Origin of the sequence: Actinomyces radicidentis (assembly GCF_001553565.1) — a bacterium.
In the GTDB taxonomy this organism is placed as follows: Bacteria; Actinomycetota; Actinomycetes; order Actinomycetales; family Actinomycetaceae; genus Actinomyces; species Actinomyces radicidentis.
In genome coordinates this window covers 789,158-802,032 of sequence record NZ_CP014228.1, presented here as the reverse complement: position 1 = coordinate 802,032, position 12,875 = coordinate 789,158, and the positions used below count along the sequence as shown (strand labels likewise).

7 protein-coding genes are annotated in these 12,875 nt (G+C 71.6%); 3 read left to right on the top strand and 4 right to left on the bottom strand.

What is annotated here, in order from left to right:
* Window positions 1-268 precede the first annotated feature (268 nt).
* Window positions 269-2,989 (top strand): ATP-dependent chaperone ClpB, encoded by a 2,721-nt coding sequence (gene clpB / locus AXF14_RS03400; protein ID WP_067940852.1) that lies wholly within the window; start codon window positions 269-271, stop codon window positions 2,987-2,989.
* A gap of 170 nt (window positions 2,990-3,159) precedes the next feature.
* Here clpB and AXF14_RS03395 read toward each other — a convergent pair whose 3' ends face one another.
* Both AXF14_RS03395 and AXF14_RS03390 read right to left on the bottom strand, forming a co-directional pair.
* The gene (locus AXF14_RS03395) at window positions 3,160-3,843 is read right to left on the bottom strand and encodes a hypothetical protein (RefSeq protein WP_067940851.1); all 684 of its coding nucleotides are present in this window, start codon (window positions 3,841-3,843) and stop codon (window positions 3,160-3,162) included.
* A gap of 106 nt (window positions 3,844-3,949) precedes the next feature.
* A complete protein-coding gene (locus AXF14_RS03390) occupies window positions 3,950-5,638 on the bottom strand; it encodes a carboxylesterase/lipase family protein (protein ID WP_067940849.1) in 1,689 nt (562 codons plus the stop codon).
* Window positions 5,639-5,811: 173 nt separating this feature from the next.
* On the opposite strand from AXF14_RS03390, the gene AXF14_RS03385 reads away from it, so the two are divergent.
* Window positions 5,812-6,498, top strand: coding sequence for a TetR/AcrR family transcriptional regulator (locus AXF14_RS03385; RefSeq protein ID WP_067940848.1), 687 nt, complete (start codon window positions 5,812-5,814; stop codon window positions 6,496-6,498).
* 346 nt (window positions 6,499-6,844) lie between these two features.
* Here AXF14_RS03385 and AXF14_RS03380 read toward each other — a convergent pair whose 3' ends face one another.
* Window positions 6,845-7,696, bottom strand: coding sequence for a glycerophosphodiester phosphodiesterase family protein (locus AXF14_RS03380; protein ID WP_084355317.1), 852 nt, complete (start codon window positions 7,694-7,696; stop codon window positions 6,845-6,847).
* A 136-nt stretch (window positions 7,697-7,832) separates the two neighbouring features.
* Window positions 7,833-10,355 (bottom strand): GH32 C-terminal domain-containing protein, encoded by a 2,523-nt coding sequence (locus AXF14_RS03375; RefSeq protein WP_067940847.1) that lies wholly within the window; start codon window positions 10,353-10,355, stop codon window positions 7,833-7,835.
* A gap of 247 nt (window positions 10,356-10,602) precedes the next feature.
* On the opposite strand from AXF14_RS03375, the gene AXF14_RS03370 reads away from it, so the two are divergent.
* Window positions 10,603-12,840, top strand: a complete 2,238-nt coding sequence (locus AXF14_RS03370; RefSeq protein ID WP_067940846.1) for an NAD(+) synthase — start codon at window positions 10,603-10,605, stop codon at window positions 12,838-12,840.
* Window positions 12,841-12,875 lie beyond the last annotated feature (35 nt).

Here is a 12,875-nt window from a genome sequence, read left to right as displayed (position 1 = left end):
TCCTCTCGTCGGGTGACGCGGCGTCTGACGACGTCGGTCTCCTCCGAATGGCGCCAGGTATGCGCACCCGCGTCACCCGCAGCCCGTCCGCGTCGGTCTCGTGCCGACGGGTGGCGTCACGACGGTGCGCGCACGGGCGCCTGGCGACGTCGGGGCCGTGGCCGCCGCCCCGACCTCCGGCCGGAGAAGTTGAGCGGAATAGACTCAAGTCTGTGAAGGTTGAGATGGCCAGAAGACGCACGACGTTACCAACCTCAAGGAGGTCCGTATGGACACCAACTACACCACCAAGTCGCAGGAGGCCATCTCCGGCGCCATGCAGGCCGCCGCGGCCGCTGGGAACCCCCAGGTCGAGACCGCTCACCTGCTCTCCGAGCTCCTCGGCCAGGAGGACGGCGTCGCCCTCGGCCTGCTCGCCGCCGTCGACCCCGAGCCCTCCGCTCGCACCGCGGTCGGCGCCGCCACCCGCCGTGTCCTCACCCAGCTCCCGGCCTCGTCCGGAGCCTCCGTGGGGCAGCCGCAGGTCTCGCGCGCCCTCCTCGCCGCCCTCGAGGCCGCTGGCAAGGAGGCCAAGACCCTCGGCGACGACTACATCTCCACCGAGCACCTGCTCATCGCCCTCGCCGCCGGCAACCCGTCGACCGACCCGGTCGCCCGCCTCCTCGCGGACGCCGGTGCCACCGCGACCGCCCTGCGCGACGCCCTCCCGCAGGTGCGCGGCAACGCCCACGTCACCAGCCCCAACCCCGAGGGAACCTACAAGTCCCTCGAGAAGTACGGCACCGACCTCACCGAGGCCGCCCGCAACGGCAAGCTCGACCCCGTCATCGGACGCGACGCCGAGATCCGCCGCGTCGTCCAGGTCCTGTCCCGCCGCACCAAGAACAACCCCGTCCTCATCGGCGAGCCCGGCGTCGGCAAGACCGCCGTCGTCGAGGGCCTCGCCCAGCGCATCGTCGCGGGCGACGTCCCCGAGTCCCTGCGCGGCAAGCGCCTCATCGCGCTCGACCTCGCCGGGATGGTCGCCGGCGCCAAGTACCGCGGCGAGTTCGAGGAGCGCCTCAAGGCCGTCCTGGAGGAGATCAAGTCCTCCGACGGCGAGGTCATCACCTTCATCGACGAGCTCCACACCGTCGTCGGCGCCGGAGGCGGCTCCGACGGCGCGATGGACGCCGGCAACATGCTCAAGCCCATGCTCGCCCGCGGGGAGCTGCGCCTCGTCGGCGCGACCACCCTGGACGAGTACCGCGAGAACGTGGAGAAGGACCCCGCCCTCGAGCGCCGCTTCCAGCAGGTCCTCGTCGGCGAGCCCTCCGTCGCGGACACCGTCGCCATCCTGCGCGGCATCGCGCCCAAGTACGAGGCCCACCACCAGGTCACCATCTCCGACGGCGCCCTCGTGGCCGCCGCCCAGCTCTCCGACCGCTACATCACGGCCCGCCAGCTGCCCGACAAGGCCATCGACCTCATCGACGAGGCGGCGTCCCGGCTCCGCATGGAGCTGGACTCCTCCCCGGTCGAGATCGACGAGCTGCGCCGGCGCGTGGACCGCATGACGATGGAGGAGTCCTACCTCTCCGAGTCCCTCGACGAGGAAGGGGACGCCGCCGACCCGGCCTCGCGCGACCGCCTCGAGAGGCTGCGCGCCGAGCTGGCGGACGCCACCGAGGAGCTCACCGCCCTCAACGCCCGCTGGGAGGCGGAGAAGGCCGGTCACAACAAGGTCGGCGAGCTCCGCGCCGCCCTCGACGAGCTGCGCACCAAGGCCGACCTCGCCGAGCGCGAGGGCCGCTTCGAGGAGGCCGGCCGCATCCGCTACGGCGAGATGCCCGACCTCGAGAAGCAGATCCGCGACGCCGAGACCTCCGAGCAGGCCGCCGGCGCCGTCGTCGGACCCGACGGACAGCAGCGCGACGGCGCCTCCGCGCCCGAGCCCATGATCGCCGAGAAGGTCGGCCCCGCCGAGATCGCCGAGGTCGTCGCCTCCTGGACCGGTATCCCGGTCGGCAAGCTCATGCAGGGCGAGCAGCAGAAGCTCCTCGAGATGGAGGGTGTCATCGGCTCGCGCCTCATCGGGCAGCACAAGGCCGTCGCGGCCGTCGCCGACGCCGTGCGCCGCTCGCGCGCCGGCGTCTCCGACCCTGACCGCCCCACCGGTTCCTTCCTCTTCCTCGGCCCCACCGGCGTCGGGAAGACCGAGCTCGCCAAGTCGCTGGCGGACTTCCTCTTCGACGACGAGCGCGCCATGGTGCGCATCGACATGTCGGAGTACTCGGAGAAGCACTCCGTCTCCCGCCTGGTCGGCGCCCCTCCGGGGTACGTCGGCTACGACGAGGGCGGCCAGCTCACCGAGGCCGTGCGGCGCCGCCCCTACTCGGTGGTGCTGCTCGACGAGGTGGAGAAGGCCCACCCGGAGGTCTTCGACATCCTCCTGCAGGTGCTCGACGACGGTCGCCTCACCGACGGCCAGGGCCGCACGGTCGACTTCCGCAACGTCATCCTCGTGCTCACCTCCAACCTGGGCAGCCAGTTCCTCATCGACCCGCTGCTCTCCGAGGAGGAGAAGCACGACTCGGTCATGACGGCCGTGCACCAGCACTTCAAGCCGGAGTTCCTCAACCGGCTCGACGACACGCTCATCTTCGACCCGCTCAGCAAGGAGGAGCTCGGCCGCATCGTCGACCTCCAGCTCGCCAAGATGCAGGAGCGCCTGGCGGACCACCGCCTCACGCTCACGGTCACGGACGACGCCCGGAGCTGGCTCGCGGACGAGGGCTACGACCCCGCCTACGGCGCCCGCCCGCTGCGCCGCCTCGTGCAGCGCGAGATCGGCGACAAGCTGGCCCGCATGATCCTGGGCGGCGAGGTGCTCGACGGCCAGGAGGTCCTTGTCGACGTCAGCCCCGAGGGTGTGCTCGCCGGCCTGGCGCTCACCGCCCGCGGTGAGGCCTGGGCCCCGAGCGCCGCCAGCCCCTCGCCCGCCGTGTGACCGCGGCCTGAGCCGGTTGGCCCCGTCGGTGGTCGACCGTCAATGCACCGCTCGACCGTCTGATCTCCAGAAATCAGACGGTCGAGCGTGCGTTTGCCGGTCGACGGCGGGGGCCTCGGCCGGGACCGGCGTTGGGGAGAAGGGCCCCGGTAATCGGTAGCCCTCGCGCGTCACTGGTAGTTGCGCTGGTACCCGAGCACCGTGTAGCTGCCGTCCGACTGCTGGCCGAGGAAGAAGTAGCCCATCGGCATGGGCTCGCTGCCCGTTGGCACGGCGTCGATCTCGCAGGTGACGCTCGTGCCCTCCGGCGGTGTCACGCCGTTGCCGGTGCCCTCGACGCAGGAGCCCACCTGGTGCTTGACGTCCTGGCTGGCCGTCGCGTCATGACCGCCCATGACGTCCCAGTGCTTCCAGCTCAGCGTGTCGCCGGGGCCGGTCTCGGCCTTCTGCTCGGTGGTCAGCTCGTCGAGGACCGACTGGCTCGACACGGACAGGAAGGCCGACTCGTCGCCGTCGATGATCGCCTGACCCGCCGTCGACCAGACCGCCTGGGCCGCCTCGAGGGACGGGCTCGGTGCCTCACCGGCCGCCTCGGTCCCCTTCGCGAGCGGGGTCTGCGTCTCGGTCCCGGTCGCGATCGGCGACTCGGTTGCCGGTGCGCTCGAGGCCTCGACGGCGGGTGCGGTCGTCTGCGCGTCCGTGGCGGTCGCGGTCACGGTGACGGCGGCGCTCGACGACGTCGCCGAGGCGCTCGCGTCGTCGGAGGAGTCGTGGCTGCACGCGGCCAGCGCGCTGAGGGACAGGGTGGCGACGGCGGGCAGCGCGAGCGCGCGGTTGAGCTTCTGGGAGGTCATGACGGTCCCTTCCTGGTGGGAGAGTCGAGTCGGGCCGGGTGCCACGAGGGTAGCGCCCGGCCCGGACCGCCGCCTCGGCCGCGAGGAGGACCGGCGTCGGTCCGGCTCACGAGGTGGCGCGCTCCTCGCGCAGACGCAGGAGGTCCCGCTCCACGACGAAGGTCGGCACGTCCTGCTCGATGACGACCGGACCCGTGAGGTTGTCCCCGAAGCGGCGCCCGACGGCGTCCGCGGACCACTGCGGCCAGCCCGGCTCGCCCGTGGTGATGAAGCGCGACCAGGCGCCGTGGACGGCGTCGGCGAGCTCCTGCGGGGCGCCGTCGCCGAGCGTGTGCCCGCAGTAGGGCTCGGCGAGGCAGTCGAAGGCGAAGGGCACCTCGGTGCAGTGGTAGGCCAGATTCATCGGGCCGCAGGCGTAGGCGAACTCGTAGGCCCACTGCCCGGCCGTGCCGCCCGGCACGCGCCCGCGGGCCTCGAACCACTCGACGAGCGGCACGTGGAAGGTGGAGTCGGAGACGAGGTCGCCGACGATGAGGTGCGGCGCGTCCGCGTGCTCGGGGTGGTGCGCCAGGTAGGCGTCGGCCAGCTCGGCGGGGATCCCCGCCTGCGTGAGGATCTCCCACGGCTCGCGCCCGGCCGCGGAGTCGGCGTAGGTGAGGCCTGCGAACGTGAAGTCGTGCGTCGTGGAGCCGGCGAGGACCGCGACGTCGGAGCCCTGGCCCGAGGCGAGCGCCTCGGCGAGGGGCGCGGAGACGACGTCCCCGTCGACGGTCGGGATGAAGGCGAGGTCCTGGGGCATCCCGTCGACGGCGTTGCGGACGGCCTCGACGGGGTCCGGGCCCGCGACGCCCGCGTTGCCGTCGGCCGAGTCGACCGTCGCGTCCGGCCGGGCGTCGGGGTCGTTGCTCACGGACTGGTCGGCGATGCGGTTGGAGGCGTAGAAGACCTCGTCGTACGTGGCGGAGCGGAAGCCCTCCAGCGTGGGGTCGACGCCGAGCGCGGCGGCGAGCGCGATGCTGTTGGCGCGTGCCTCCTCGGCGGGGCGGTCCGGGACGGCACCGGACTCGGAGATGACCTTGTGGAACAGTCCCCTCGCCCGCGGCACGGTCATGAGGACGAGGGAGTTGCCGCCGCCGGCGCTCTGCCCGCCGATGGTGACGTCGTCGGGGTCCCCGCCGAAGGAGGCGATGTTGTCGCGCACCCACTCCAGGGCCGTGACCTGGTCGAGGACGGCGCGGTTGTAGGGGGCGTCGGACCCGTCGACCCAGCCGTAGCCGTCGAAGCCGAGCCGGTAGGCGACGGAGACGGTGACGACGCCGTCGCGGTTGAAGGCGGCCCCGTCGTACCAGGGGGAGTTGTGGGAGCCGGAGGTCCACCCGCCGCCGTGGATCCACACGTAGACGGGCAGCCGGGCCGCGTCGTCGCCGGGGGCGGGGGTGAAGACGTTGAGGTTGAGGACGTCGTCGCCGGGGACGGAGGGCTCGGGGATCGCGGGGTCGTCGAAGATGGAGCCTCGCTGCGGAGTGGCGCCCGGGGTGGTCGCGTCGCGCTCCTCGGTCCAGCGGGCGCGCGGCACCGGGGCCATGAAGCGGAGCCTGCCGGTGGGCTCCTCGGCGTAGGGGATGCCGTAGAAGGCGGCGGAGCGCTGGAAGCGGCTCCCCTCCTCCGCGGAGGCGATGCGCCGCCACTCGCCGCGGACCGGGCCGCACGGGGCGGCGACGAGCGGGCCCGGCTCCCCGGTGGGGACGGCGACGGGGGTGTCGGTGACGCGGGCGGTGGTGCCTGGCGTGGTCATGTCGGTCTCCTTCGACGACGGCGGAGGTGCGTCGGCGCGCGCTCGCGGGCGCTCGTCACGGACGCGCGGGCGTGACGCGGTCACCTCCGTACTCTGTCACGATTCGACCGTGGGGACGATTGACGTGGGGCGAGGACGCCGTGCCCGCGCGCGCGTAGTGCGATGATGTCCTTATGACCAGCAGTAACTCCTCCGCATCCCCCTCCGCCGCCCAGCCCGCGCGCCGCCGCGGACCGGGGCGCCCGAAGGCGGGGAGCGAGGACAAGCGCGAGCGCGTCCTCAATGAGGCGGTCGCCCTCTTCGGCGCCCACGGTTACGCCGGTACCTCGCTCGCGGACATCGCCGCCGCCGCGGACATCTCCAAGGCCGGGCTGCTGCACCACTTCTCCTCCAAGGACGAGCTCTTCGCGCAGGTGCTCGCCCGCCGTGACCGCGAGGACGTCAACGCCATCGCCGAGCTCGCGGGCGACGACCCGTGGGCGATGCTCGACGCCTACGTCCGTCTCGTCGAGCGCAACGCGCAGCGCCGCGACCTCGTCGCCATCTACACGGCGACTGTCGTCTCCGTGCTCGACGCCGAGCACCCGGCTCACGAGTGGTTCGTCGAGCACCTGCACGGCTCGCTCCAGGCGCTCATCGACGCCTTCGAGAAGGGCAAGGACGCCGGTGTGGTGCGCCCGGAGGCGCCGTCGGCTCTCATCGCCCGCTCGCTCACCGCGCTGTCCGACGGGCTGCAGATCCAGTGGCTCGCCTCGACGACGAGCGGCAGCGTCGCCGACGAGTCCTTGGCGACGGACATGGTCGCGGAGATCCGCCTCTACATCGACGGGCTCAAGGAGCGCTGGGGCGTCAGCGCCTGAAGCGGGCACGCGGAATCGTGAGCAACGCACGCGCGTGACACGCTAGCGGGCCCCCAAGCGCCAAGGAGGCCCCGCACCAGTGGTGCGGGGCCTCTGTCGGGCTCGGGGGCGCGGTCCCTGAATCGCGGCATCCCCGAACGCCTCGGCATGTCAACGGAGTCCCTGATCTCCTCGTGCCAAGTGCGTTCCGACCCGTGAAGCATAGGGGTTCGGCCCCGGGGTGAGTACCCGGATTTGATTGCAGTTTCAACGCGGTGCGGGTTCTGGGGCGTGGCCTTCGTCTCATCGCCCGGTCGGGCGCGGCGCTCGTCGCCGAAACGTGACCGTGGGACACCGCTCGGCGGCCTCAGGCCCGCTCGCCGAGCGCCCCGAGCTCGTGCACGCGGTCCGTGAAGATCCCCGTGACGCCCCAACCGAACAGCTCCTCCGCGCGCTCGCGCGAGTTCACTGTCCACACGTTGACGCCGTAGCCGAGCGAGCGGATCTCCTCGACCCGGTCACGGCTCAGACCCTCGTCCGCAGGGTTGACCGCCTCGGCCCCGATCATCTCGACGTAGGAGCGCCAGTCGTCCAGCAGCAGCCCCCGCTCCGTGAGCACGGCGAGGCGGGTGCCGGGCCGCCGACGCCCCATGCGGTCCAGGAGGACGGGGTTGAAGGAGGACACGAGCACCTCGCCGGCGCCGGCCCGCTCCGCGTGCTCGTCGAGGAGCGCGGCGACGCCTTCGACGAGCCGGCGCGACGCCTCCGCGCCCGCCGCGCAGGACTTGAGCTCCACGTTGACGCCCATGCCCGCCTCCGCGACGACCTCGAGGGCTGCCCGCAGCGGCGGCACCGGCTCGCCCGCGAAGGGATGCGAGCCGTCCTCGGCGGTGAACCAGGAGCCGGCGTCCAGGTCCGGCAGGTCCACCGCGGTGAGGCCGTAGTACGAGCCCGACGACGCCGTCGTGCGGTCCAGCGAGGAGTCGTGGATGACGATGACGGTCCCGTCGGCGATGACGTCGACGTCGAGCTCGACCCAGGCGGCTCCGACCTCGCCCGCCCGTCGGAAGGAGGCGAGCGTGTTCTCCGGCGCGAGCGCGGAGGCGCCGCGGTGGGCGAGGACGGTCCGGGAGCCCTCCGGGACGGGGGAGGGGCACGGAGCGGGCGGGTAGGCGGCGGAGCCGATGGGCGGCAGGGAGGGGGAGTGCGGAGCGGTCATGACGCGATCCTGGCACCGGAGGATGGCCGGGAGGTGGCTGGAGCGGGCGCCGGGCCCGGCCCGCGGGCGGGTCCCGGCGCAGCGAGGGGCTCCTCCCGCTGGTGCGGGAGGAGCCCCTCGACTGGTGCTGTGGAGCTCAGTCGTTGTAGGACCCGAGCTCGTGGATCGTCAGCTGGGGGAAGCGCGCCCGCCCGCTCTCAGCGAAGAGGCTCACGCCCGTCGAGGAGGCGTCCGGGTAGACGGCGTCCGTGATGACGGCGGCGCCGTCGTTGGCGAAGACCTCGACGCTGGAGTGGTCGACGAGGACGCGCAGGCGGATGAGGCCGTCGGCCTCGGGGGGCACCGCTGCGTGGTCGACCGAGGGGAAGGAGTCGTTCGGGTTGGTGCCCGACTTGGTCCGGTCGAGGTAGACCTCGCCGGTGGTGGCGTCGTAGCCGACGACCGTCTCCTGGCCGTTGCCGACGAGGACCTTGACGCCGGAGCGCTCGGCGGTGCCCGGGTCGATGGTCAGCTCCATGTCGTAGGACCGGCCGGCGGCCTTCTTCCCCATGGAGCGCGTCGCGCTCTTGATGTTCGTGTTCTTCCGGCTGAAGGTCGTGCTGGTGCGCAGCGAGTCCAGGGCCGAGATCGGCTCAGCGTAGAGACGCACTTTTCCATCGACGGTGTGGGCCGTGTACTCGCGAGTGACGGTCATCGCCTCGCGCCACGTGCTTGTCGGCAGGTCCTCGGCGTAGTCCCAGCTCGACATCCAGCCGATCGCGTAGCGCTTCCCGTCGGGGGTGCCGTTCCATGTGACCGCGGCGTAGTTGTCCCGCCCGTAGTCGACCTGGGGCAGGGACTCCGCCTGTGAGAAGCCCTTCGTGTCCGAGGCGACGATCGAGTCGACCATGAGGTGCCCCCATGAGTCCGCTGAGGAGTTGTCCTCGATGACGAGCGTCGCCTCCTGCCCCTTCCACTGCGTCACGTCGATCGACTTCCAGTCGAGCGTGCCCGAGCTGTTGCCGGTGGCGGAGGCGACGACCTGGCCGTCGACGACGACGTTGACAGAGGTGTTGGTCGGGAACGGTGACGCGGCCGTGTCGGACAGCCGTGCCTCGTCGAGCATGATGTGGCCCCATCCGGACGTGCCCTCGTCGACGACGCGGAGCGTGGCGGTCTCTCCTCTTAGATCGGAGACGTCGAGGCTCTGCCAGTTGAGCGCCTCGGTGTTCGCTCCGGTGATGGAGCGGACGACCTCGCCGTCGACGACGAGCTCGATGACCTCCTTGCCGTTCGCGTCACCCTCGGGGTGGTGTCCGCCGCCCACGAGGAGGTTGAGGCGGTCGGCGTCGATCGTGAAGGACGGGGAAGTGGCCGTGCCCGTGCCCGCGTCGGAGCCCTGGCCGGTGGCCGAGTCGTAGAAGGAGTTGAGGAGGCCGGTCCCCTGCTGGTTGTGCAGGGCCTGCTGGCCCGGGTTGGCGCCGGTCGATGGCGCGTCGCCGAACGCGCTCCCCGTCACGGCCCACCCCTCCCAGCTGCCATGATCGAATCCGGTGATGAGCGTGCCACCGCCGTTGTCACCGGTGGCCGAAGCGTCATAGGGGTGCTTTCCGCCGGCGGTGAGCACGTTGATGTAGTCCGTGCTGAGGGTGAACGGCAGGGAGGTGAGAGAGCCGGTGTCGTTGTCGCCTGTGCCGTAGGTGTCGACGTAGCCCGTGCCCTGGTGGCCTGCGAGGTCCCCTGTGGAGGGGGAGGACCCGATCGCCGTGCCCTGGATGCCGTTCGCGTTCACGGTCCAGCCCTCCCAGCTGCCGGAGTCGAAGCCCTCGAGGAGGGTGCCTTCGGAGCCGTCGTAGACGGGGACCGGGTCCGCCGAGTAGGTGCTGCCGTCCCAGTCACCGGTGAAGTACTTCGTCTTCCCTGCGATCGACAGTGAGAGCACCCATGTGGAGCCGCCGCCCTCGATGGGAATCTCGAAGAGGTCGGGGCACTCCCACACGGCGGTGGTGTCGCCCATCGGGCCGAAGTCGGACTGGTGCGTCCAGTGAATGAGGTCATTGGAGGAGTAGAAGGAGATCTTGTGCTCGGCCGACAGCGCGACGGCCATCGTCCACCGGTTCGTGGTCGAGTCCCAGAAGACCTTGGGGTCGCGGAAGTTCGTGGAGCCGATGTCGAGGACGGGTGCGCCGTCGTTGAGGTTGGTCCAGGTCTTCCCGTGGTCGGTCGAGTAGGAGATCGACTGCGCCTGGATCCCCGTGGCGTTGTCATTGCGGGTCCACACCGCGACGATCGGCGGGGTCTCCGTGGTGCCGAGGCTCGAGGTGTTGTTCTCGTCGTAGACGGCGGAGCCGGAGAAGACCCCGTAGTCCTGCGTGTAGGGGATGGCCACGGCCTGCTCGGTCCAGTGGACGAGGTCGGTGCTGGTGGCGTGCCCCCAGCTCATGTTGCCCCAGTCAACGCCCTCAGGGTTGTGCTGGTAGAAGAGGTGGTAGGTCCCGTTCTCGTAGACGAGGCCGTTGGGATCGTTGATCCAGTTCTTCGCCGGCGCGTAGTGGTAGACGGGGCGCCACTGCTCGCTGGCGGAGGCGTCCGCCTGGGCGGCGGAGGCGGGAACTGTGGCCCCGGCAGCCGCGAGTGCGGCTGTGAGAGCGAGGGACAGGGCGAGGGAAGCCCTTCTCATGACATCTCCTTCGATGCGGTTCCTGGTTCAGCGTCACCGGCGGTGCACGACGGACGGTGTCGTGACCGCTTTGTGACCGGCGCTACGTTAATGGATTAACGGCGTTGACGTCAGACAACGGCGTGTGTTCGGGCAGGGTGTCCGCATCCTGAGCGACCCGGAGTCGACCGGAAGGGCGACGCGCCGGTGCGCCGTCACCAACCGGGCGCACCTTCAACGCGTCGGACCCGCGTGGGAGGATCGGGCCATGACCACGGACAGCCCCCAGTCCCGCCTCAGCGCACCCGCCCCGACGATCGAGTTCCGCTCCGCCTACGACCAGGGCTTCGCGCGCGTCGCCGCCGTCACCCTGCCCGTCGTCCTCGCCAACCCCGCCGCCAACGCCGCCGCGATCATCGAGCAGGCCCGCGCCCTGGGGGAGGAGGGCGTCTGCCTCGCCGCCTTCCCCGAGCTCAGCCTCACCGGGTACTCCATCGACGACCTCCTGCTCAACGACCTCCTCCTCGCCGAGGTCCTCGCCGCCATCGAGACGATCCGCGCCGTCAGCGCCGAGATCCTCCCGGCCCTCGTCGTCGGCGCGCCCCTGCGCAGCGGCAACCGCCTCTACAACTGCGCCGTCGTCATCCAGGGAGGGGCCGTCCGCGGCGTCGCCCCGAAGTCGTACCTGCCCAACTACCGCGAGTTCTACGAGAAGCGGCACTTCGCCCCCGGGGACACCATCGAGGACGGCGACGGCCGGATCCGCCTGCCCGGCGTCCTCGACGACGACGCCGCCTTCATCGCCGCCCACCGCGACGCCGACGACGCCCTCAGCGAGCGCTTCGGTGCGGACCCCGCCGACGGCGTCACCGTCCCCTTCGGCCCCGACCTCCTCTTCGAGGTCGAGGACGTCCCCGGACTCACCTTCCACGTCGAGGTCTGCGAGGACATGTGGGTCCCCGTCCCGCCGTCCTCCCTCGCCGCGCTCGCGGGCGCCACCGTCCTCGTCAACATCTCCGGCTCGCCCATCACCGTCGGCCGCGCCGAGGACCGCCTCCTCCTGGCCCGCTCCTCCTCGGCCCGCAACCTCGCCGCCTACCTCTACGCCGCTGCCGGACAGGGCGAGTCCTCCACGGACCTCGCCTGGGACGGCCAGACCTTCGTCTACGAGAACGGCGCCCTCCTCGGGGAGACCGAGCGCTTCCCGCAGGGCCCGCGCGCCACCGTCGTCGACGTCGACGTCGAGGGTCTCGTCGCCGAGCGCCTGCGCCAGGGCTCCTTCGACGACAACCGCGAGACCTTCGCCCACGCCGACGTCCCCGAGGGCACGAGCACCTTCGCCGACCCTTCCGGCTTCCGGACCCTCGGCATCGGGCGCCGCACCCTCACCGCCCCGCGCACCGACATCGGCCTGCGCCGCTCCGTCGACCGCTTCCCCTTCGTCCCCGACGACCCCGCCCGCCTCGCCCAGGACTGCTACGAGGCCTACAACATCCAGGTCGCCGGCCTCGTCCAGCGCATGCAGGCCATCGGCAACCCCAAGATCGTCATCGGCGTCTCCGGGGGCCTCGACTCCACCCACGCCCTCATCGTCGCCGCCCGCGCCATGGACCGCCTCGGTCTGCCCCGCACCCACGTCCAGGCGATCACCATGCCCGGCTTCGCCACCTCCGCGGAGACGAAGTCCAACGCCGTCGCCCTCTCCGAGGCCCTCGGGGTCAGCTTCGAGGAGCTCGACATCAAGCCGGCCGCCGAGCAGATGCTCGCCGCCATGGGGCACCCCTACGGCAAGGGTGAGCGCGGCAAGGACGTCTACGACGTCACCTTCGAGAACGTCCAGGCCGGTCTGCGCACCGACTTCCTCTTCCGCATCGCCAACCAGCGCGGCGGCATCGTGCTGGGCACCGGGGACCTGTCCGAGCTGGCGCTCGGCTGGTGCACCTTCGGCGTCGGCGACCAGATGAGCCACTACAACGTCAACGCCGGCATCCCCAAGACCCTCATCCAGCACCTCATCCGCTGGGTCGTCTCCGAGAGGATCTTCTCCGACGCCGCCGGCGACGTGCTCCTGTCCATCCTTGCCACGGAGATCAGCCCCGAGCTCGTCCCCGCCTCGGAGGGCGAGCCCATCCAGTCCACCCAGGCGAAGATCGGCCCCTACGCCCTCCAGGACTTCACCCTCTGGCACGTCCTGCGCCGCGGCGCCCGCCCCAGCCGCATCGCCTTCCTCGCCGAGAAGGCCTGGTCGGACGCGAGCGCCGGCGCCTGGCCCGCCGCCCTGCCCGAGGCGGACAAGGTCGCCTACTCCCTCCCCGAGATCCGCAAGTGGGAGACCCTCTTCCTCAAGCGCTTCTTCTCCAACCAGTTCAAGCGCTCCACGCTGCCCAACGGCCCCAAGGTCGTCGCCGGCGGATCGCTCTCGCCCCGAGGCGACTGGCGCATGCCCTCAGACTCCGGCTCCCACCCCTGGGTCGCCGAACTCGAGAGGAACGTGCCCGAGGAGTGAGGACGCGGGCGCGCCGCCGCGGGGGCGCCCACCGG